General features: G+C 49.6%; 18 protein-coding genes. 7 read left to right on the top strand and 11 right to left on the bottom strand.

Annotated features, from left to right (window positions below):
* The first annotated feature begins 35 nt into the window (after positions 1 to 35).
* From ctlX to ACYVAD_RS01195, 5 genes are all read left to right on the top strand, one after another.
* Positions 36 to 965, top strand: coding sequence for a citrulline utilization hydrolase CtlX (gene ctlX / locus ACYVAD_RS01215; protein ID WP_461137643.1), 930 nt, complete (start codon positions 36 to 38; stop codon positions 963 to 965).
* Between the two features lie 104 nt (positions 966 to 1,069).
* Positions 1,070 to 1,534 (top strand): MarR family winged helix-turn-helix transcriptional regulator, encoded by a 465-nt coding sequence (locus ACYVAD_RS01210; protein WP_461137642.1) that lies wholly within the window; start codon positions 1,070 to 1,072, stop codon positions 1,532 to 1,534.
* A 50-nt stretch (positions 1,535 to 1,584) separates the two neighbouring features.
* Positions 1,585 to 1,800 (top strand): hypothetical protein, encoded by a 216-nt coding sequence (locus ACYVAD_RS01205; protein ID WP_461137641.1) that lies wholly within the window; start codon positions 1,585 to 1,587, stop codon positions 1,798 to 1,800.
* A gap of 111 nt (positions 1,801 to 1,911) precedes the next feature.
* A complete protein-coding gene (locus ACYVAD_RS01200; protein ID WP_461137640.1) occupies positions 1,912 to 2,757 on the top strand; it encodes an SDR family NAD(P)-dependent oxidoreductase in 846 nt (281 codons plus the stop codon).
* A 186-nt stretch (positions 2,758 to 2,943) separates the two neighbouring features.
* Complete coding sequence (locus tag ACYVAD_RS01195; protein WP_461137639.1) at positions 2,944 to 3,657, top strand: SDR family oxidoreductase; 714 nt, start codon at positions 2,944 to 2,946, stop codon at positions 3,655 to 3,657.
* A gap of 2 nt (positions 3,658 to 3,659) precedes the next feature.
* Here the strand turns inward: ACYVAD_RS01195 and ACYVAD_RS01190 are convergent, their stop codons facing one another.
* The 11 genes from ACYVAD_RS01190 to ACYVAD_RS01140 form a co-directional block, all read right to left on the bottom strand.
* Positions 3,660 to 5,309: a S8 family serine peptidase gene (locus ACYVAD_RS01190; protein WP_461137638.1), complete on the bottom strand. Its 1,650-nt coding sequence runs from the start codon at positions 5,307 to 5,309 to the stop codon at positions 3,660 to 3,662.
* Positions 5,310 to 5,317: 8 nt separating this feature from the next.
* Positions 5,318 to 7,603: a family 20 glycosylhydrolase gene (locus ACYVAD_RS01185; protein WP_461137637.1), complete on the bottom strand. Its 2,286-nt coding sequence runs from the start codon at positions 7,601 to 7,603 to the stop codon at positions 5,318 to 5,320.
* Positions 7,604 to 7,745: 142 nt separating this feature from the next.
* Positions 7,746 to 8,381, bottom strand: coding sequence for an MCP four helix bundle domain-containing protein (locus ACYVAD_RS01180; protein ID WP_461137636.1), 636 nt, complete (start codon positions 8,379 to 8,381; stop codon positions 7,746 to 7,748).
* Between the two features lie 141 nt (positions 8,382 to 8,522).
* Positions 8,523 to 8,876, bottom strand: coding sequence for a tellurite resistance TerB family protein (locus ACYVAD_RS01175; protein ID WP_461137635.1), 354 nt, complete (start codon positions 8,874 to 8,876; stop codon positions 8,523 to 8,525).
* A 58-nt stretch (positions 8,877 to 8,934) separates the two neighbouring features.
* Complete coding sequence (locus ACYVAD_RS01170; RefSeq protein WP_461137634.1) at positions 8,935 to 9,909, bottom strand: hypothetical protein; 975 nt, start codon at positions 9,907 to 9,909, stop codon at positions 8,935 to 8,937.
* Between the two features lie 392 nt (positions 9,910 to 10,301).
* The gene (locus tag ACYVAD_RS01165; protein WP_461137633.1) at positions 10,302 to 10,703 is read right to left on the bottom strand and encodes a hypothetical protein; all 402 of its coding nucleotides are present in this window, start codon (positions 10,701 to 10,703) and stop codon (positions 10,302 to 10,304) included.
* A 79-nt stretch (positions 10,704 to 10,782) separates the two neighbouring features.
* On the bottom strand, positions 10,783 to 11,442 hold the full coding sequence (locus ACYVAD_RS01160; protein ID WP_461137632.1) for an RNA polymerase sigma factor: 660 nt from the start codon (positions 11,440 to 11,442) through the stop codon (positions 10,783 to 10,785).
* A gap of 180 nt (positions 11,443 to 11,622) precedes the next feature.
* Positions 11,623 to 12,045 (bottom strand): Hsp20/alpha crystallin family protein, encoded by a 423-nt coding sequence (locus ACYVAD_RS01155; RefSeq protein ID WP_461137631.1) that lies wholly within the window; start codon positions 12,043 to 12,045, stop codon positions 11,623 to 11,625.
* A 54-nt stretch (positions 12,046 to 12,099) separates the two neighbouring features.
* A complete protein-coding gene (locus tag ACYVAD_RS01150; RefSeq protein ID WP_461137630.1) occupies positions 12,100 to 12,372 on the bottom strand; it encodes a hypothetical protein in 273 nt (90 codons plus the stop codon).
* A gap of 288 nt (positions 12,373 to 12,660) precedes the next feature.
* The gene (locus tag ACYVAD_RS01145) at positions 12,661 to 14,265 is read right to left on the bottom strand and encodes a RagB/SusD family nutrient uptake outer membrane protein (protein ID WP_461137629.1); all 1,605 of its coding nucleotides are present in this window, start codon (positions 14,263 to 14,265) and stop codon (positions 12,661 to 12,663) included.
* A gap of 117 nt (positions 14,266 to 14,382) precedes the next feature.
* Positions 14,383 to 17,511 carry a SusC/RagA family TonB-linked outer membrane protein gene (locus ACYVAD_RS01140; RefSeq protein ID WP_461137628.1) on the bottom strand — a complete coding sequence of 1,043 codons (3,129 nt, stop codon included), beginning with the start codon at positions 17,509 to 17,511 and terminating at the stop codon, positions 14,383 to 14,385.
* A 581-nt stretch (positions 17,512 to 18,092) separates the two neighbouring features.
* On the opposite strand from ACYVAD_RS01140, the gene ACYVAD_RS01135 reads away from it, so the two are divergent.
* Both ACYVAD_RS01135 and ACYVAD_RS01130 read left to right on the top strand, forming a co-directional pair.
* Positions 18,093 to 21,275, top strand: coding sequence for a SusC/RagA family TonB-linked outer membrane protein (locus ACYVAD_RS01135; protein WP_461137627.1), 3,183 nt, complete (start codon positions 18,093 to 18,095; stop codon positions 21,273 to 21,275).
* 31 nt (positions 21,276 to 21,306) lie between these two features.
* Complete coding sequence (locus ACYVAD_RS01130) at positions 21,307 to 22,794, top strand: RagB/SusD family nutrient uptake outer membrane protein (RefSeq protein ID WP_461137626.1); 1,488 nt, start codon at positions 21,307 to 21,309, stop codon at positions 22,792 to 22,794.
* The last annotated feature ends 313 nt before the right edge of the window (positions 22,795 to 23,107 follow it).

Genomic DNA, 23,107 nt, shown 5'->3' with positions numbered 1-23,107 from the left:
GTTTGGTGATAATTTGCCCTAAATTTTAAGATACTATGCAGTCTCAGGCCACTTCTCACATTCTTATGATTCGTCCGGTGCAATTTGGGTTCAACCCTGAAACGGCGGAGACGAATGCGTTTCAGACAAAGCAACTGACGGCACAGGAACAGGAATCCGCCCAATCGACTGCGTTACGGGAGTTCGAGGATATGGTTCGGCAACTACAGGCCAGTGGAGTCGATGTTATGGTTTTTGATGACACAACAGCACCGCACACACCCGATTCCATCTTTCCGAACAACTGGGTATCGTTTCACGCCAGTGGGAAGGTGATTCTATATCCCATGCAAGCCGAGAACCGGCGATTAGAACGGCGGCCCGAACTGATCAGTGAGCTGGAAAGTCGATTCCAGATAGAGCAAATCATTGACTTAACGTATTTTGAGGCAGAAGGGAAATTCCTGGAAGGAACCGGGAGTCTGGTATTAGATCGGATGAACCGCGTTGCTTTTGCCTGCCTGTCGCCCCGCACGCACCCCGACGTATTAGCTGAGTTCGCCCGTCAGACCGGCTACCGAACGGTTGCTTTCCACGCGGTAGATGCTAACGGGCGGGCCATCTACCACACCAACGTCCTGATGAGCATCACTGATAATCTAGCAATTATCTGTCTGGCCGCCATCGCCGATCCCGATGAACGACTAATGGTTCGTCAGGAGCTGGAGAGTCTTGGCAAACGGGTGGTCGAGATTACGCCTGAGCAGATAGCTAACTTCGCGGGAAATGTCTTGTTGGTGATGACGACGCAGGGGCGAAAAGTGCTCGTTCTGTCCGATCAGGCATTCAATTCACTGACGCCCAAACAGATTGATTTACTGGACGATTATAGCATGTTGTTTCACTTCGATCTGACGACCATTGAAGCTAACGGGGGCGGTTCGGCCCGTTGCATGATGGCCGAAGTCCACTTACCGCTGAGATAAAAGAACTATAGCTACTGAGGAAAATAATTCCTCAGTATTTGAATTTTGCTTGCACATACAAATATCATATCGTACCTTTGTCTCATTAATGTCCGAATAAACTAATGAACGACGATACCATAGTTAAGACAGGAGAATGCGAGAAGGCTACTTCACGGTTCAGTGCCTGTCTGCTGTTTTCGGCCAATGCGCTATCGCGTGCCGTCACAGCCATTGGGGATGAGGAGTTTGGGCGGTACGGGCTATCCTATTCACACGCGTATCTACTTTGTCTGGTTGTCGACCAGCCGGGAGTGACGCCAACGGAACTGAGTTCAGCCCTGTATCTGACGCCATCGACAGTAACTCGATTGGTGGAAAAGCTGGAACAAAAACAATTTGTTCGGCGCGAGTCGGAAGGGAAGAAGACGCTGGTATACCCAACCAGTGAGGGTGAGTCCCTCCGGCAAGATATTGCCAGCGCCTGGGACCGGGTAGGCGATCGGTGCGCGAAATTAGTTGGTGAAGAGAACATGTGTCAGCTGACAAAACAGGTTCTCAAAGCCGCCCAGGCATTAGGAGATGCCTAAAAAAAATTTGTTTGATTTTATTGTATGTGCAAGCAAAAATAGAAGGAGCCATGAAAAAGAAAGACGAAACACTCTGCTATTTGGTAGGCAAAGGAGATAACGCAACTAAAGACCTGTGCCGGTCGCTGGCCAAAGAGGGCGTATCCGTAATGATCAAACAAAAAGAAACGGTTGCCGCGGTAACAAAGGAGGTCGAATCTGATCAACACTGGTCGGGTCAGCCTGGAGAAGATCTGTTCTTCAACGGCTGGAAATTACTGTTCTAAGACTGGCTACAGTTGACATAGTCAGCAGACTCTTAGTTGATGGGTACAAACTAAAGGTACTGGCAAATAGTTGCTTATAGCATTACGCATCACTACCAACTAACGTAACGCATGGGAATTAAGACAGCATTGATTACCGGCGCCAACGCTGGACTAGGGCTTGCCACCGCTAAAGCGCTCGCGCAACGATCGTTTGATTTGATCCTGGTATGCCGGAGCGAAGACCGGGGCAAGAAGGCGCAGGCCGCTGTGCAACAGGCTAATCCTGCCGTCAAGGTCGATTTGTTTCTTGTCGATCTGGCCGATCTTGATTCGGTGCGGCAGGTGGCAGACACCATCCGGGCGGCCTACCCAAAAATTGATGTACTGATCAATAACGCTGGCTACACACCCGCAAAACTTGAATTTGTGGATGGCATCGAAAAATCGTTCCTCGCTAGTCACATTGGCCATTTTGTTCTGACTGACCGGCTCATGGACTCGCTCAAAGCGGCTGGGGCAGCAACGGGCGATGCCCGGGTTATTAGTCTGTCATCAGGAGCTTACATTGGTGGACGAACAGCCCGATTTTTTCGGAAGCTCGATAATTTATCGACCCTGCTAGCTTACTGTGACGATAAATTAGCTAATCTCCTCTTCGCCAGGGAACTGGCTAAGCAGACGGCTGGAACTGGCATCACGGCTTATTCCGCGCATCCGGGCGCTGTTCGTACGAACTTCGCCAGCGATACCGCGGGGCTGGGCGGAAAAGTATTTGCGTTAATCCGGCCGTTTATGCGAACACCAGAAAAAGGTGCACAGACGACAGTTTTCCTGGCGTCGGCTCCACTTAAGTCCATCGGTGCGTCTAATAACGGCGGTTACTTTGCTGACAGCGCACCGAAACGAACTCGTAATCGAGACATCACCAACGAGAAGGCCGCCTGGCTTTGGGAACGAACAAGCCAATATTTATGACGTAATCATACATAGTAACAACCAACGGGGCCGTAGCATAACTACGGCCCCGTTGTGCTATCAGAGGGTTTTGTTACGGATTTGGTGGGATAGGACATCAGATGGAGCGCTAAGGCAAGTGTAAATCATACCCAAACAGGGGGCTTCGTCAAACATTTTGGGGGCGGGCTGAGTAGGAGTATTACTATGAAAACGGAACACCAACGCACGGCTCTGATTACCGGAGCTAATAAAGGAATCGGCAAGGAAACAGCTCGCCAACTGGCGCAGCGGGGGTATGCCGTGTTCATCGGCTCACGCGACATCGTAAAAGGTCGGGAGGCTGCCGAAGAACTTTGCAATGATGGCTACGAAGCCACATTCATTCAGCTTGACGTAACGGACCCGGTAAGTATCAAAACGGCCTGTGGGACGTTCTCGCAGAAAGCCGATCATCTGGATGTACTGATTAATAATGCGGCCATTCTGGAAGATCATGGCGAGAGTATTTTGAAGCTGAACCCCGAAATGCTGGATCGCACGCTGAAATCAAACCTGAGCGGTCCTATTATGGTAATTCAGGACTTTCTGGACCACCTGAAAAACAGTCCCGATGGTGGTCGAATTATCAACGTATCGAGCAGCCTGGGATCGATTAGTCGGATGGATGATGAGTATCCGGCCTATAGTATTTCGAAAGCAGCCCTAAACGCAGTAACGAAACAGTTTGCTGCGGCTCTCAAGGAAGACAAAATTACCGTTAATGCCGCCGACCCCGGTTGGGTGCGTACCAATATTGGAGGGCCTGATGCTCATCGCTCGGTTGAGCAGGGGGCTGAAACCATCGTATGGCTGGCTGACGAAATAGATGCGTCAGAAACCGGCAAATTCTGGTGTGATAAGCAGGAGTGCGACTGGTAGGTTTACCTGGCGGATTGGCGTTGCGCTAATTTAACGGCCTCGTACGCATTTAACAATCCGCCTGAACGACTGAGGGTAGTAAACGAAATCTGTTGGCTTATCCGGCCGGGTTTGTTAACCAGCAGTGCTGGTTTGTAACTGCTATTCATCAAAATGGTCCGTATCTGAACTGCCGTCAGCGACGGAAAGTAAGATCGGAGTAAAGCCGCTACGCCCGTTGCGCAGGGAGCCGCCATGCTGGTGCCCGAGAAGCGGGCGTAGCGGTTACCAGGGATGGTCGATAAAATGTCGGTACCAGGAGCGAACAAGTCGACTGTTTGCATACCGTAGTTGGACGACCGGCTCACTAACTTTTCATTTAGAAAGGGCGTGCTGTTCCCGACGACCAGCACATTCCGCGCTATTTGTCCATTGGCGTAGCGGGCCGACGGGTAAGTGGGTAACGTATCCGTCGTCTGCCCGTTATTGCCAGCGGCAATAACGATCAGCACATCCCGATCTTCGGCAAAGCGGATAGCCGCGTCGACCCGCTCCTTGAACGGAGACAGCCGTTTCCCAAAGCTCATGTTAATAACTTTGGCACCATTGTCAACCGCGTAACGAATACCGTTGGCTACGTCTTTGTCCCGTTCGTCTCCGTTCGCCGGAACAACGGCGACCGACATAATCCGGACGTTATCGGCAATGCCATCAATACCAACGCCATTGTTACGTTGTGCGCCGATGATTCCCGCTACATGACTGCCGTGAACGGCTAGATCAGAGCCTTTTGGTACTTGTAAGGTTGGGCTGCCGTAGAACCGTTCAGTAGGATCGGCTGGGTTATCACCAACGGACGCCTGTGGGTTATAGGCGGGGTTGAAAGCAATATCTGCATCACTGTTGACGGCGAACCGAAACCGGTTCCAGTTGAGTCGGAGAATAGCCAAATACGCGCTGAACGAACCGTATTGTGGAAAGTAAGCTCCCGCTAATAAATCGCGCACTGTAGTGGCCAGTGTATCATCTGGTAACGTAACGCTACGAATAGCCTGTTGTGTGGTAGCTGAATCAGGTAATTGCTGTTGAAGCTGCCGGGCAATGTTCCAGAACCGGGATGTGTCCGTAAAAATTGTTCGCTTGGCCTGACCCGCCTGGTAACGTTGCAAAAACTGCTTCTTCGCACGCTGATACGTATCATACTGCCGCTGATCGGCCGGTTTAACCTGATCTGGTGACAAACTGTCGTATTTAGCGCGCAGATTAAGATAGGTTTGCGTAATCTCGGGTTGACCGAATTCGTACGTGTAGCCACCGGGGCCGCCCATAAAATTCCAGCCATTGACGTCGTCGATATAGCCGTTTTTATCGTCGTCAGTCTGGTTACCGGCAACTTCCTTAGGGTTCACCCAAAGCACGTTTTTTAAGTCCTCGTGCGTTGGATCAACACCAGAGTCCAGTACGCCCACAACTACTGGTTTCGATGGTTTTCCTTTCAGCAGCTCGTAAGCTTTGTAAAGGCTGATACCTGCTATTAAATCCGTTTTGGGGTCAAGGTAGGACCAGTCGTGCCGAATCGTATCGGCCTTTGGACGAGTCGATTGCGCATTGGCGACCGACGTAATCCAAAGGCCGATGGATAGACTAAGAAAGGAAAGGATGCGTATCAACATACGTTCTTTTAACGAACGAACCAGCTGTCCGGTATATCAGCCGGGGCTGAGCCGTTTAGACTGTATTTCAGCTTCAGCGTAAAGCCACCGCCCCCTTCGATGAAATCAGCTTCGAAGGGATGAGCACCTTTCGACAACGCAACCTGACCGCTTTTTTCGATGGGGAAATGATTTCCGTCGTTGTCGACGACCATCCGATCAGCGATGCGCAGGATGCCTCCGTCGTCGCAGGTGTAGAAGAAGCTATAAACGCCCGTCTCTGGTACGTTCAGATAGCCACGGAACTGAAGGCCGAAGCTGGGTGCATTGACCGACTTAGGGACGACAATGTTGTTGATCGTATACGTGCTGTCTGGTTGCTGCTGTTTCATTAGCTTAGTTTCCTTGAACGCTTTTTTGTAATAGCTGCATTGCAGGCCCGGTTTGGGACTGGAAAGTGTTGTAGGCTCGGCATAGGCCTGCTGCTGATAGCGAAGCGTATACACATCACCGCGTAGTCCCGACGGAGTAAAGGCCGCTACGTTGATCGTCTGGGGCTTCGCGATTGTCAGCTCGTCTTTCAGCTCGGTCGAACCGACTTTCGGTTGCGAGCCATCGGTTGTGTAGCGGAGTGTGTAGCTGGGTAGCGGCTTCTTGATACGCAGCGTCGCTTTGTCAACGAACACGTTCTCTTCCGCGAAGCCGGTCAGGTCCGGGAGCCGGTAGTGAATGCCCAGTGCTTCCAGCCGCAGAAAATGCTGCAATAGCCGTTGCTGATACGAAGCAAAGTCTTTCTTACTGGTCCAGACCACTTCTGATAAGGCCGTCATCCGGGGCATCATCATGTATTCGACCCGGTTCTGGCTGGGAATGTACTCCGTCCAGATGTTGGCCTGCGCCCCCTTGAACAGATTTCGTTGCTCGGACGTAATACCTTCAGGGACAACGTTCAGATTATAGACGTTCTCGACCGACTGAATGCCCGGTGGACTATCGAAATACAACGTGCTGACCGGTGTCATGACAACTTCATTACCGTTTTTGGCCGCCTTTAACGGAGCATCTTTAACCCAGCTCCGCCAGTACATCACCGTCGCCGATTTGTCGAGGCCACCTTCGAGCGCATCATCCCAGACCAGTAGTTTCTTTCCTTTCGACTGGACGAATTTCTCTACCCGTCGTACGAAGTAGCTCTGAAGTTCTTCAACGTTTTTGATCCCTTCCCGTTTCATTAGCTCCTGGCAGGCGGACGACTGGGCCCAAGTCGTTTTCTCCACTTCATCCGCGCCGATGTGAACGTATTGACTGAGAAAAAGCGCGATGATCTCGCTCAGAACGGCTTCGGTAAACTGATACGTTGGCTCATTGCAGGGACAGACTGGGACCGAAAAAGTCTTGCCCCAACCTTCCTGTCCTGTGCAACTTAAGAACGGATACGCTTTGATGGCCGCCGTCAGGTGACCGGGCATGTCGATTTCGGGAATGATCTCGATGTGTTTCGTCGCTGCATATGCGATCAGGTCACGCATCTGAGCCTGCGTGTAGAAACCGCCGTACTGCGTTTGGCCATTCTGCTGGCGCAGATGCTGTTTGGGTAGGTCAAAGTCCGGGTTGGTAACGGCCCGTTTCAACACAACCGAATCCTGGTTATTGAACGTCCGCCAGGCCCCCTCGCTGGTTAGTTTGGGATAGGCTTTGATTTCCAGACGCCATCCTTGGTCGTCGGTCAAATGCAGGTGAAACTTGTTGAACTTGTAAAGCGCCAGCCAGTCAACGAACGTACGTAGGTAATCCATCGAGAAGAAGTGCCGCGATACGTCAAGGTGCATGCCCCGCCATGCGTAAGCCGGTTGATCCTGAATCTGAACCGCTGGCAGGACCAACGATGAAACTGTTCTCCCGCTTTTTTGCTCGATTGAAACGGGCAGCAGTTGCCGAATTGTCTGAATGGCCCGGAACATACCCGCTGGCTCTTTGGCCGATAGCGTAACCTGTCGGGGCGTAATGGTTAGCTTATACCCTTCAGTCGTGGTGATTGTCGGATCATGACGTAACACAATTATCGAACTGCTTCCCGTTGTAGGTAGTCGTTTCCCCAGACTAGGCTGCACCAGCATTTGCAGCATGTCGGCCTCGTTGGTAAAGCGCTTATCCTGCACCAGTAACGCCGTTTGTGTCGTTAGTGAAAACTGCCCTTGGGCGGGCGTAAGCGACGTAGGGTAGGGGATAAGTGGGTAACGCTGGGCCAAATCCTGCGCCTGCGCGACGCATAGCGACAGCAACACCAGCCAGAAGGAGAGATACGGTCTAGTCATGGAGGGCAAAAATACGAACGGATGCTAAACTAAGGCCCCGTTTTTATGCGACCCGGTAGCACTACTGCTCGTTTCACCTGATCCGACTTTGTAAGTACGTAAAAAGGGAAGGCCAACATTGGCCTTCCCTTTTATGCCCTTGTTAGAAACGGTACCAGAATAAGCTCAGCCCGATCAGTAGTACTAGGCCGATCTGCAACGCCGTAAGGACGTATATGTAATTGGTTTCCCCGCGTGATTCAGCCAGCAATTCTTCACCAACCTGGACCTGTAGGTTAGCCAGTTCATCGAGCGTTTGAGCTACCTGCCCAAACGCCGTACTGCCACTCCCGACAAACAGAGCCTTTTGGGCCGTCTGTTGATCAGGTAATTGAGTGGCTAACTCACTCTCTAATTGATTATAAACGACCAACTGCCGTTTCAATAATTGGAGCTGATCGGCTTCCTTGGCCGTTAGCGAAGTCTTGCTAAATTCTGTCAGTAAAGAATCCGTTCGCCGGTTGAGTCGGTTGAGCGATGTCCCCGTCGCGTTTATATCCGGTTGAGGAGTTGCTAACACGTAGGTCTCTAACAGGAGTCGTTTGCGATAGACAGTTGCCGTTAGATTAACCAGCATGTTCGTTGGTAGCAGTCGATCCTTATAGATGGATGAGGAGGTTTCCTGAACGTTATGAGCCCGCCGACGACTCAAAAAGATACTGGTCAGAATTAGGCCGATCAAATAAACAATCAGCAAAACAGAGCGCGTGCGCGAACGAGTACTGGCAGAAGGTGTCATGATGTATGAAGGTTGACATGTGCGATAGACGTTAACAGGATCGACTGAACTCATGCCAGCACTGTCGTCGTACAGTGGAATGGCTGATAGTCAATTGGGTACGTATTACGTAACGGGCATTAATAAACCAGTTGGGTGTCCTTAAATCCGTTGTAATTCCCGCCAGAACTGACGAATGAAAGACCGCTCTTCCCGAGATATGCCTTCATGAGCCCGAGCCACACGCAGTAGAATAGCAATGAACCGCTTTTTAGTCTGTGCGTTTAATTCCACGCGTTTATCGCTCATCCGGCGCAGGCCAAACGCACGGGCCTCGCCAATAGACTCACCCGCGTTATCCCGTAAAAAACAGGCACAAATGGCTAAGTCGCTATACGGCTCATCAGCCAGCAGATCGCGAACAGTCTGGGCTTCTTTTCTGTGGAAATTTCCGTCCAACTTAGCTAGCGCGTAAACGACGCTACCTAATCCCAGGGCTACATCAGGTGAATACATATCGGTTGAGTTTAAATGGTACGTAACATGGTACATTCACGGCGGGTAGAAACAGCGATCAGGCGTAAGCCTGAGTAGCCAAATGATGAAACACCCGCTCGTCCAGACGATACCGATCGTTGAGTGTTAAGCTGCTCCGGCTGGTAAACAAGGCATAATTGACAGCATTGTACAGTAGCCAGTAGGAGGCTGGTTTGTTCAAGAGCCGCTCTTCCAGCCGCAGCCGATCGCGCGCCTGCTTAGCAAGTTGAACAGGTACGGGCAATTGTCGAAGGACGTGTTCGTAATTTCCTACCATGTTCGTTTGCTGAAAATGGTCATACACGGCAGCCGTTAGCGTAACACCAGTCGCCAGATGATCAAGCAGTAATTCGCGCAGTTGCTGCTGAAATAGCGGGATTGTCAGCGCACTTTGGTGAAGCTTGCGGATATCCGGTGCTATCCGAAGTGACCGGGAAGTGGACGGCGACTTTACCGAGGGTGTTTTGATCGGTCCCTTGGTGAGATGCCCCAGCCAGTTTTGATAGGTAGTCAGATCGACAAAGGTATCAGCCCAGCCCAGTAGCCCGTTTTGGCAGACGTTACGGTACACGCTACTGCCCAGATGCGTTGATGGATCTAACAGAGCCGTTAACGGTTTTCCTTGGATACTGAACGGCGTTTTTCCATTGTAACTATTGGTAATAGTCAGGCTCCGCTGTAGTTGCTCACTGCCCACCGAAAGCGATGAAGGCAGAATAATACTGATGCTGAACTCACCTGTGTTGGTGTGTTTAATAAGGAGCTGGTAATTCGGAATTAGCTCGTCAACGACCTCCTGAATAGCTCGATTGGGGATAATTGTATAGTCAGCACTCTGAATACCAAACAACGTCTTGCGCCCGCCTGCCGGTTGACCCACAATTAATTTTTGGCGATCGGTAGCGATGATGTCGTAGTCGGGTAATAGATCCGTAAGCAGCACCGGCTCTATCGGAAAACAGATGTCATCCCAGTTAGTCGCTATCTCCGGTTGTGAACTGATATACGTCATAAGATTGCGCTTTTATTTTTACAACTGTAAATCTAATGTAAAAGTTTCTCACAATCAATGATGACTTCTAGTAAGAACGTTACCTGTGTATTAGCTCAATTCAGGAAAACTTAGCCGAGCTAATTTTTCTCAAAGCCTATAAAATGGAAAATCGGGTTCAGTGACCACACCATCTGGTTGAAGCCGTAGTCACTACTTCATTCCTGGTCACTGTTAAATTACTTGTCTTTATTTGGCAGTGTTCCTGTAATCTGAAATACCAAGGAGGATTTTAACGAAGGGGCCCGTTGGGAAACGGTGACAAGGGCGTGAGGCATTGTAGATGAATAGAACTGGTAACTGACTATGGTTTTAATGAAGTATACTGATTGGGGGACAGGTATGAGTCGGCATCAAACGTTAGCTTCTTCCTTGTCATCCGATTTATCATTACCCCAGTGGCCTTCGCCCTGCCACCGATCACACCAGTGCTGTCGCATTTTGGCTCGTTGTTCGGGTGTCATTTTCTGCCACCGTTCCGCCATTTTACGACGCCAGCCATTCCGAAAGTCCTGGCCCTCAGCCGTAAACTTTCCGTAATTGTGCCAGCCACCCGGACCCCGCCCGAAACCGCCAAACAAAATTCGGCTGAGTGCCAAGAGGCCCAGCGCCTGCCAGAACGTAATTGTTGATACGCCCGTGATGTCGGGGAGAAGTGCGTTCCATAGCGTTTTCACGGCAAAGCCAGCCAGCCCGACAAATAGGATAACAAAAGCTGTAATACGTAATGCCCGACGAAAACGAGGTCGATTCATCTGATTGCGGGGATTGATGCGTTCGTATTTGTTGAAGAAGTGAGGAAGACAAAATTACGTCCTTTTGAAAGGAGTGACATTAGTCGGTTAAAAAATCGTCATAGAGATCACGTAGCCGTTTGCGGAGGTGAAGAACAGCGTATCGCTTCCGGGAAAGGAGTGTATTGACGGAAACTTTCCAGGCGTCGGCCATTTCGTTGAAACTCTTTCCTTCCAGTTCGTGCTGCACAAATACCTCGCGTTGATCGCTGGGAAGTTCCGCCAGGGCATCTGTCAGCGCGTCCATAAACGTTTCCCGAAAGAACTCGCTTTCGGGACCACCTTCGTCAACCACGGCCAGCCATTCCATCAGCACGGGAGACTCCGGATCGTCGTCATCGCCAATAGGTTTATCCAGCGACACCATACGTGCATCGTTGGGGCGGGAACGTCGGTACCAGTCGCTGATTTTATTTCGAGCCACCGCAAATAGCCACGATGCTACGCGCTCAATTGGATTAGCCAATTCGTACGCTTCGACCAATTCCATCAATACGTCCTGCATGATGTCTTCGGCATCTTCCGGCGCTGGGAGTCGTTTGCGGATAAATGCCAACAGGCGGCCCTGCTCTCGACGAATAGTTTCACTGAGTTGACGAGCGTCCGGCCTGGAGTTGCGGGCAGATGATTGCTGATCGGCCGAGCTCATAGCCAGCGCCAGACGGTAGGTAGTCGGTATGTTAGCAGGTAAAGTACTCACGGCTGACACCGGTAATTGGCGAATAAAAAGGAGATCGTCAGGAATAAAAGGAAAATTAGACGTAAGGAGTGCCCAGCTATGATGGTTTCTGGATAGGTGGTGTAGAAACTGGGTGGATGGTTGGTAAGCGTATGTTAAGAGGTACCAGCGAGGTTGCAAAGACCTCGCCGGTACTCAGAATCAGGCGACGTTGATCGTTTGCGCTGGCGCGTTGGTTTCCGGGTTCTTAGGGAGTGTAACCCGAAGAATCCCGTCGGCGTAACTGGCAGAAATACCATCCGTCAGTACTTTACCATTCAGTTGAAACGAGCGGTCAAATTCACTCTGGTTGAATTCCTGATACGTATATTTTGCGGAGCCATTAGTCGTATCTCCCGAGTAGCCAATCCGTAGTACGTCATCTTTTACCGTAAGAGTTACCTGTTCCTTACGTAGTCCAGCTGCGAACAGAGAAATGATGTATTCAGAGTCATTTTCTTCAATGTTCACCGGGGGGTGACCAAAGCTGCCTGCGTGTCGGGCCCAGAAACCGCCAAATTTACCACGACCCATTGGGCCACAATTACCTTTAAATTCAGATTGATAAGCTTGTTTATTATACATGACTGTTGTCTTTACGTGTGTTTGTTCAATTAGTTTTTGCTCTGTTTTGCTCACTTAGCTGATTGGGATAACGCGGCCATAAACAGCTTTAACGGGAATGGCCTGATAAGTGGGCGTCGGATTATCGATTGAAATAATCTGCGGTTGCTGCCACCGCCCTTGGCTCTGAAATCGAGATCCGAAGAACCGATCAGCAATGAAACCACCCGCTATCCGAACAATGAGCCCAACGGCCAGTGCTACCAGCAATAGTTTAATAAGAAGTGAGACTAGAAATAGGGCCAGCCCTGCCAGAAGAACCAGACCTGTTATGCGCCAGATTGCCATAGATTTGCTTGTTTAGAGATGATCAATGAAGAGCGGCTGATCACAGTATCGGCCTAGCGATTGCATGCCATGCGTCGGCCAATGCTGTAACTGCTGCTCTTACTAGGATAGTCGCAAAACGAGGCTGGTATATTTTAAGACTACGTAAAAATTTTCAAGACGTAGAGGAGAAACACTGCTTAATGGTCTAAAAATAAGTTGTCTATACGCCTTGAATTGTAAAATGACTGAAATGAAAAAAGCCCTTCGGTTCACCGAAGGGCTTTTTGACTAAAAAGTTACGTATGCTTAATAACCAGGGTTCTGCTGTTGAGCCAGAGTTGGGTTAAGCGCAGTTTCCGACGTAGGAATTGGCCAGAGGAAACGTGGATCGTTGTACGGAATAGCGGCTACAATACCATTGATGGTTGGACGACTTGTCAGATCGTAGCTCGTTCTTCTGATTTGCGATACATCCAGTTTAGCTGGAATTCCATTCGTTGAATACTTGGTATCCAGCGCCAACCGGTGGATATCTGGCCAGCGACGACCTTCGCCCGTGAACTCAATCCGACGTTCGTTCAGAATCGCCTGAATCAGATCGTCGGGAGCAGCCGTAAAACGGGACGCTGCGGGAACCGCACGGTTACGAACAGCATTGAGTAGCGACAGAGCCTGCGCGCTGTTGCCCTGACGAGCCTGTGCTTCAGATACGTTCAGCAGTACTTCTGCATAGCGCAGGATAGGGGCCCAGTCGGCCCGGGTCGTATACTGGCGGTACTTGTAGTTAAAATAGAACGGATAGCTACCCGTTGTCTGTGCTACTTGGAGCAGCGTACGGCGGGTATCGCCGGCTACCCAGAAAGATGCGTTGTACAGATTGGGGCTGGTCGCAATCAGGTCACGGCTACCCAACGAGGTTGGGCCAAACATGCTAGGCAGGGCTCCGTTAACACCGGGGTTCGAGTTGAGACTGTTCGCAATCGAAAAGATAGACTCCGTGTTGCCGGTATAGTTAACAAATGGCGCATCCGGGCTGGTCTCCAGCTTGTAGCTACCAATCGGACTCGTAAACGTTCCTGACGTTCCCGACGTACCCAGTTTTGCCCCTTCCGTGATGACACCGGCCCAATCCTGCATGTGCAGTTTTACCCGGGTTTTGAGGGCAATAGCTGCACCTGACGTAGCGCGGGAGATTGATGTTGCTATGACAGAGCGCGTAGCAGGCAAGTTCGTTTCCGCATAATCAAGGTCCGCCAGAATCTTTGCGTAGGTCTCGGCAACAGTACCACGGCCCTGAGCAAGTCCTTCCTGAACAGAAGGAACTGAGTTGATCGGGTTCTCGCGGTAGGGGACACCTGGATTAGCGCCTTTGTTATCTGCGTAGGGACGAGAGAAATGAATCAATAACTCGTGGTGCGCAAGCGCCCGCAGGAACCGTCCTTCTCCTTCGTACTGAGCCGCAGCCGCAGCCGTAAGAACACCGCTAGTACCGGCTTGTCTAACCCCATTGATCATGATGTTAGCCTGGTTGACCAAGGCGTAAAGCTGCTCCCAGTGGTTGACGTTATTCGCGGTCGTTGTCGAATAAAGCGCCCGGTACGTAATATCGTAGAAGGCCTGCAGGTTGATCATGTCTTCACCCCGCATTTCCGCCTGTTCGATGGAGGCAGCTCCGAAAGGATAACCACGACCAGCACCGCCCGCATAGTTACCGATAGCTGCTGACTGATAAACGCCATTGACTACCAACTCGATACTGTTGGTTGAGTTGAAGGCTGTATTCTCAGCTAACGACGCTAATGGATTTAACTCCGTAAACTGTTTACAAGAGGAGACTACGAGCATTGCTCCTAGAAGAGAAACCTTGGTAAGGTTTCCCGGGCTCCAGAATTTATTTATGGTCTTTTTCATGGATGTCTGTCAATCAAGCAGTAGTTGTGTTGAACGAGTGTGCGCTGTACTTATCAGAATCGTTGATAAAACATAGCGCTGCTTCTTTCCAGCACAGCTACTGCATTAATTCAATACTTAGAAGTTCAGATTAAGCCCAACTGTATACGTTCTTGGAATTGGGTTCGTCCGGTTATCCACGCCTGGAGCAACGTTTGTTGTCACGCTGCTACCCAGTTCTGGATCCAGTCCAGTGTATTTGGTAAAGACGAAGGCGTTTTGTACCTGAGCGTATACCCGGAAGCTGTTTGCGCGGACAGCACGACGGATGCCGTTTGGCAGCGTATAACCCAGGCTCAAATTCTGTACCCGTAGGAACTTGCCATCTTCCAGGAAGCGGCTGTTCAGGTTACCGTTTTGCAGTACAGCAGCGTCCGAGTTGAAGTAAAGTCTAGGCACATCCGTAACCTGTCCTTCTCCCGTCCATCTGTTCAGCAATTCCCGGCCAGCGTTCGCAAACACTTGGTTGTTTAATTGCTCTTGGCGCGTAACGTTGTAGATTTTGTTGCCACCAGCAAAGGTCAGGAAGATTGTCGCGTCGAAGTTTTTGTAGGTAAACGAGTTGTTCAGACCACCGTACCAGGTTGGGTTGCCAACGCCCAGTACGCGCTTATCGCTGTTCGTAAGCGCTGCTGCTGCCGTCGAAACTGCACTTGGGTTAGCTGGATCATAACGAGCCCATAGGAAGTTGTTGGTTGACGTCGTCGTCTTACCGATCAGGTATTGTACCAGCGTGCCATCACCCTTTTCGAAGATTGGGTTACCGTTTGACGCGTTTACGCCACGGCTAACGTAGCCATAGAACGCACCGATGGATTCCCCTTCGCGCAGAATGTTGTACGTGTAAGGAACATCGCTACCGTTGACCAACTGCTGAATCCGGTTCTGAACAAAGGTCAGGTTGAAGTTCGTACGCCAGGTAAACTCGTTTTTCTGGAAGTTAACCGTGTTCAGCGACAACTCTACCCCTTGGTTGTACATTTTACCAACGTTCTGCGCAATTTGGTTTGACGGCACACCAAGTGATGGTGGTGTTGGCGCCTGCAGAATCAGATTGTCGATGTTGTTCCTGAAATACTCAGCCGTAAAGCTGATGCGGTTAGCCAGGAACGAAGCGTCTAAGCCAAGGTTCAGCTTCTTACTGGTTTCAAACCGTAGATTGTTGTTACCGACTTGGTTGTAACGGATACCAGTAACATCACCATACTGCGTAGCCGAGAAAGTACCGGCGTATGGATAGTTGCCAATTTCAACGTTACCAACAACGGCGTAACCCCCCCGCAGTTTCAGCTCGCTCAGTACGGTAGCTGACTTCAGGAATTTTTCCTCCGATAAACGCCAGCCCACAGAAACGCCGGGTAGTAAGGCACCTTGATTGCCAATTGGAAGCGACGAAATTTTGTCCTGACGCAGGGTAGCACTGATCAGATACCGGTCACCGTACGAATAGTTCGCCCGGCCGAAAACAGATTCGAACGCCCGTTGGTTAGCCGTACCGAAAATCTGCTGGTTCGTCAGCGATCCACTGATGATGTTGTTTACACCGAAGTACTTATCCGACAAGCCGGTACCATACGCTTCGAAAAAGCGGTAGTTTGTTTTCTGCGCTTCGTACCCAACTACAGCACCAATTTTATGCTGACCAAGCGTGCGATTGTAGCTCAGTGTATTCTGCCAGTTGTAACGGAACTGGTTTGAGTAAATCTGGTCTACCGAACCACGTACAGACACGCCATCGCCATGATCTGGGTTTTGATACGTAAAGTCTTCGTTGATCAGATAGTTGACACCAATCTGAGTACGGGCATTCAATCCTTTCGCAATTTCAACGTCTATGTACGAGTTCCCCGTTAGATTAAGGTTCTGGTTCCGGTAGATGTTGTTGTCAAGGATAAACTTCTGGTTAGTATAGTTACCATAGATTGCCCGCGTATTAGCACCACGTCCCAGGCTCTGCCCTTCAATGTTATAGCTGCCGTCTGGAAACTGAATGGCTACGTTAGGAAAAGCGTAAATGGCACCGGCGATATTACCCGAAAGTGCATTCGTTCCTTGGTTCAGACCTGTATTCGTCGTGTGCGTAGCAAACGCGTTGATACCGAAAGTAACCTTGTCGTTAAACGCTTTTTGGTCAACCCGAGCCCGGAAGCTGTATTTCTTCTGGTTGTTGGCCGCAATATTACCTTCCAGGTTAGCATAACCCAGCGAGAAGTAATAATTGGTTTGATCAGATGCCCCACTGAACGAAAGAGCGTGGTTTTGTTGAAAGCCCGTTCTTAGAATAACGTCCTGCCAGTCCGAGTTATAGTTCTGACCTGTTGCCGTATTTGACGTCGGGAAAGCTGCAGCAGCAATGTTTGCGTTGGCAAGCTTCTCGTTAGCAATGGTAATAAATTCGTCTGCATTCAACAGGTTGAAACGCTTCGAAGGCTGAGCCAGTGCAAACCAACCGTCATACGAAAAGCGAGGTGTCCCTTTTTTCCCTTTCTTAGTGGTGATAAGGATTACACCGTTGGCTGCCCGCGAACCGTAGATAGCTGTAGCCGAACCATCTTTCAGCACCTCTACACTTTCGATATCATTGGGGTTGATGTCGCCAAGTGGGTTATACGGGTTGTTTGCCGTAGCGCCCTGGTTACCGGTGATGTATGGGACACCATCGACAACATAAAGTGGATCAGAGCTGTTCGAGATCGAGTTTGTCCCCCGAATACGTACACGAGCGGCCTGACCAAGGACACCACCTGGTACAGAAGCCTGAACGCCAGCTACTTGTCCCTGTAGGAATTTATCAAAGCTAGGTACGGCAACGTTCTTGATACCTTCTCCTTTGATCGTACCCACTGATCCCGTTACGTCCCGACGCTGCTGCGTACCATAACCCGTAACGACAACCTCATTCAACTGTTGAGAATCACCCACCAGCACGACGTTCACCGTCGATTTGTTACCAACGGCAGCCTCCTGCGAGACATAACCGATAAAGCTAAATACCAGCGTCTTGCCCGCTGCTCCGTTGACGCGGTAGTTTCCATCAGCGTCAGTTGTCGTTCCTTGATTCGTTCCTTTAATCTGTACGCTCACACCTGGCAGGGCTGAGCCATCATCTGATGAAGTGACGCGGCCACTAACTCCTCCATTCTGAGCCAGAACAGGCAGGCAGAACAGGATGGAAAGCAACCAGCTTCCAAATAAAATTCTTTGCATCTGGAATTGTTATTAAGCTTAATACTGAAAATAATACTTACGTAATAACAAATGTAAGCCGGTGCTACCTGTTTTACAAAGAATTCCTAGAACTAAATTTTTTGTACTATTCAAATAATTGTTAAGTAACCCATGGTGACAAATTCGTTACCGATCTATAAAATTGGGCCATTACCTAATTTAATAAATTATTAATCTAAATTAAGAAATTAGATTATCTCTATATTCTAGATTAAGTAGACTATACAGTATTTTATATAAATCAAATTTGACCTTACAAAATAAGATATTTGCTTTTTCGAATGGACAGATTTAATCACGCAGTCAAGCTTCTCGTAGTATATCAGTCGGCAATTGACGAACTAAAACCATAGACACTCTAATATTCTATTATGTAACCATTTGTTAGTTATATGGTAATTTTTTCATTAGAAAGCTGATTAGTAGATTAAAATTATAGATAAAGGTATTTTTGCGGTACATTATTAAGCTATTCTGTTTTTTGAAGAAATAATATTTGACTTTCACAATCAGGCAATCTTATATTTGACTCCTTCATTAAAATTCAATTAAACTTACAGATGAGGAAGTTTATACTGTTGTGTCTTTCTGTATTGATGACCTGTACTGGCTATGAGCTCTATGCGCAAAGTCGGATTATAACAGGACAGGTGGTAGGGGATGATGGTTCGCCACTGCCGGGGGTAAACGTAGTTATCAGCGGGAGCACGCAGGGCTCGTCCACTGATGCTAGTGGAAAGTATTCGATTGCCGCGCCAGCTTCTGGTGGTACACTGGTTTTTTCGTTCATCGGCTATGACCGCAAAGACGTGGTCATTGGCAACCAATCGCAGATCAACGTAACGCTGATCGCTAATTCAACGGATCTGAGCGAAGTTGTCGTCATTGGTTATGGTACGCAGTCGAAGCGTGAGTTGACCGGCTCGATCACTTCCGTAAGCGGAAAAGATATTGCCAACGTTCCGGTTCAAAGCTTCGATCAGGCATTACAAGGCCGCGCTCCGGGGGTTAATATTACGACACCGAATGGTGTGTTGAACAACCCGCCTGTCATCCGGATCCGGGGGGTTAACTCAATCAACCTGAGCTCGTCGCCACTTATCGTTATTGATGGCATTCCGGCATTTACCGGTAACAACTCAGCCGTTGGCAGCGTACCGAACAACCCGCTTAGTAACCTCAATCCGGCTGATATAGAAAGCATGGAAGTGCTGAAAGATGCTTCTGCCAGCGCCATCTATGGATCACGCGCCAGTGCCGGAGTTATTCTGGTAACGACCAAAAAAGGAGTAAAAGGAAAAGGACGCTTTACGTTCGATTCATGGGTAGGCTGGTCCAGCCCGGTTCGGCTCTATAACATTCTGAATGCCGATCAGTACATGATGATCAAGAACGAGTCCGTCCGTAACCTGAATGCAAACCGGGTCGCGCTTGGACAGGCTGCATCAAACGTTGAAGGGTTTCGCCCAACGCTGGACGCCAACGGGAACGTCGTTGACACCCGCTGGTACGATTACATTTATCAAACCGGCTTTTCGAGTTCGAACAACCTGAGTTTCTCGGGTGGTACTGATAAGACATCCTATTACATGTCGCTGGGCTATACGGACCAGAAAGGGATGTTGAAGAAGAATGAATTCAAGCGGACATCGGCCCGGGTGAACGTGGATCATAAAGTATACAAGAACTTTACGGTCGGCGCTCGAATTGGCTACTCCAATAACTACAACTCATCACCGAACTCGGGTTCGGTAGGCGATGCTGCTTTCGGAACAGCGGGTCTGGGTCGCCTGCCACTGGTCTTACCACCGAACGTACCTGCTTACAATCTGGATGGAAGCTATAATATCAGCGGTGCGGGGATTGGTCCTGGGGCTAACTTAAACCCACAGTCGACGACGGGTGCTCCGTTGCTGCCTGGCTACTACAATCCGGTTGTCGATTTGGACAACAACTACTTTACGTCCAATAGCAACGAGATACAGGGTAGTGTTTATGCAAACTGGGAGATCATCAAAGGACTGAACCTCCGGACAAACTACGGGATCAACAACATTTCGTTCGAGGATAAATCATTCTTTACAGCTATTGCAGGGGACGGTTTCTCAACGGGTGGTTCGGCGTCGAACTTCTTTCGGACAAATAATCGCTGGAACTGGCAAAACACGCTTCAGTACGACCGGACTATTGCAACGAATCATAATGTCTCACTTTTAGTAGGGACAGAAGAGCAGCATACGGTTACACAACGTTGGGGTGCCAACCGGACCACGGTGGCTGACAACTTTTTTGAATCGTTCCAGGGGAACTTCACCAACATTGCGGCATCCGGTAACTTCCAGGGTGAAAACTACCTTGTCTCTTATTTCGGCCGGTTGAATTACGATTTTGGCAAGAAGTATCTGGCCTCGATCAACGTACGCCGGGATGGTTACTCGGCCTGGGCGAACAAGTGGGGTAATTTCTACGGCGCTTCGCTTGGCTACATTATTTCGGAAGAGAATTTCTGGAAAAACAGCGCCGTCCTGAGTAAGATCAACTTCCTGAAATTTACGGGTAGTTACGGCGAGGTTGGTAACAGCCAGGGTATTGATGATTTTGCCTCACTACAAACGTATTCGTCCGGACTATACGGTGCCAATGCGACGCTTGGCTTCAGCGGAGCCGGTAACCCGGCGCTTACCTGGGAAACCAGCAAGAAAACCGATGTTGGTTTAACATTCGGTATTCTACAGGACCGTATTCAGGGCGACTTCTCGTACTACCGTAACCTGGTCGATGGCCTGATTCTAAACGTGCCTCTAGCTCCTTCGAAAGGGGTTCCCAACAATACGATTCCGGCCAACGTCGGGTCGATGGAAAACTCGGGGATTGAGTTCAATATCAAGTTCAACGCCATTCGTACCAACGATTTCAGCTGGACCGTTAATGCGAACGTAACGACGCTGAAAAATAACGTACTGTCACTCGCCACCGAAGGACAGCGGATTGGTACTGCTACGTCCGGTCTCGAAACCGTGAACTATACGGAAGTTGGCCGGTCGGTCGGTGAGTTATTGTTGGTTCCTTCATTAGGCGTAAACCCTGCCAATGGCCGCCGATTGATTCGTAAAATCGATGGTACGGTCGTTCAGTATGATCACTTGGGGACGGGTTGGACAACACTTGAAGGCCGGGCGACATCTGCGCCAACTCAATTGGCTGACGGCGTATTCTACGGACCAACGCTGCCAAAATGGTACGGTGGTTTCGACAATACGTTCCGCTACAAGGGGTTTGATTTGGGCGTATTCATTCAGTTCTCGGGTGGTAATTACATCTACAACGGAACCCGGGCTGGTCTGGGAGACATGCGCTTCTGGAACAACACCGTTGATATCCTGGATCGCTGGACACCTGAAAATCCAAATGGATCGTATCCGCGTGTTGTTTATACGGACAACGTATCAAACGGCTCTGCTCTGGCTATGTCTGCCAACGTCTTTAAGGGTGATTTTGCCCGTCTACGTAACGTGTCCCTGGGCTACACTGTTAGCCGTTCCCTGCTGAACAAGCTAAACATAGCAACAGCCCGCATTTACGCCCAGGTGCAAAATGCAGCCCTACTTACTGCATACAAAGGTATTGACCCTGAGATATCGACGAACGCATCGGGTAGCGCCAGTAACACAGGAGCCGGGGTTGACCGTAACTCGGTTGGTCAGGCAAGAACGTTCACAGTAGGCATCAATCTTGGTTTCTAAAAGCTTTTTATCTAAAATGAATACTATACTTATGAAGAAGGTCAGGGTAGCGATCTGCTCTACAGTCGTAGCAGCCGTATCCTTCTCCTGCCAGACTGACTTACTAAATCCGACGCCTGAGACGCTTTTTTCGGATCAGGTTGTTTTTGATACCCCCGCTCGTATTGAACTTCAGGTAAATAACCTGTATACCTACGTTAAAGCTGGTTCTTTTCTGGGAGGACGCTATCAAGTTTACGGAGATATCCGGGCCGACGATTTTCTAAACCGTACATCGAATGGTGTAACGGGGGCGGGCGTATGGAACCATACCATAAATGAAACGTCGCAGAACGACGTGATTAACACCTGGACGGCTGGATACGCTGCGATCAATCAGATCAACGTATTTCTTGCGGGGCTTGATGCGAACGCAGCTAAATACGTAGTGCCAACGTTTACATCTGACTTTGCAACGACGAAAGTAAACAATTACAAAGGCGAAGCGCGTCTGTTACGGGCTCTGTGCTACTACTCTATGTTGCAGCTGTATGCCCGTCCGTACATCGATGGTAACGGAAGCCGGCCAGGTCTGCCATTGCGGTTAAAGGCCGAAATCGATGCGACGGGTAATGATCTAGCGAGAAGTACTGTGGCTGAAGTGTACGCCCAGATACTGGACGACTTGACCTTTGCCGAACAGAATCTGCCGCTTACAAACGGTGGAGCGGCACTGAACATTATACGGGCTCATCGTAACACAGCGATCGCTCTGAAAACCCGCGTCTATCTGTCGATGGGCCGCTATGCGGATGTAATCACCGAAGCGAACAAGATCGTACCGACTACGGCTCCGTTCAGAGCGGCTTCAGGGGTCGCTCACGAACTGAACTCGTCTATTGTGGCTGTATTTACGTTCCCAGAAGAGACTGCCGAAAGTATTCTGTCTTTTCCGTTTACGGCGCAGAACGCGGCCGGTACACAAAACCAGCTTGGCTACTACTATTTGCCAGCTTCGTTGGGTGGAAATGGTGAGTATAGCCTGAATCCCGCTGGTATCCTGGCCAACACAACCGCCTTTGCCACTACGGACGCCAGACGCGTAAATTTCGTTGCGACATCTGGTACAGAAGTCTACCTGACCAAGTACAAAGAAAGGACGCCCTTTCTTGACAAAGCACCTGTGATCCGCTACGCTGAAGTGCTGCTGAATCTGGCTGAAGCTCGTGTCCGATCTACATCGTCTGTCGATGCACAGGCACTTGCGCTACTGAATGCCGTGCGTGGGCGGTCGAATTCAGCGGGCGTGTATACTGCATCTAGTTTTGCTAGTGCTGATGCGATGGCTACAGCTATCTTGACAGAACGGCGTATCGAGTTCTTAGGAGAAGGGTTGCGGAACGGAGATCTGCTACGACTCAATGCAACGATCCCCGGAAAAGGATCTGTTAGCGCCATACCGCCATCTAATATTTTGTACGTGTGGCCGATCCCATCAACGGAACTGGCAACGAACAGATTGATGACACGTAATCAATAGCATTCAGTTTTTTACGTAACAGAAAAAGCTATCCGAACCTGGATAGCTTTTTCTGTTTTTAGTCATCGTTGTGAGTGGGCATTTATTTCTGTTAGGTGTCACAAACCAGGACCTGATTAGTAGGCGGGAGCGTTAAATTTCTTTCATGGGTAGTAGCCGTTGGTGATCACTATCGATGTAGTTGGGTCAGGTAGAATAGGCCAGCCTTGTAGCTATTAGGCCGACATGAAGTTTGTAAGAGGGAAGTAGGTAAGTGGAGGAAACCCGTCTGAATTGCCCTACCTACTTTTAACCCAAACGTATAGCAGATCCG

Source organism: Spirosoma pomorum (assembly GCF_054776615.1).
Note: the sequence above shows the minus strand (reverse complement) of the source record. Positions and strands in the feature narration are given on the sequence as shown.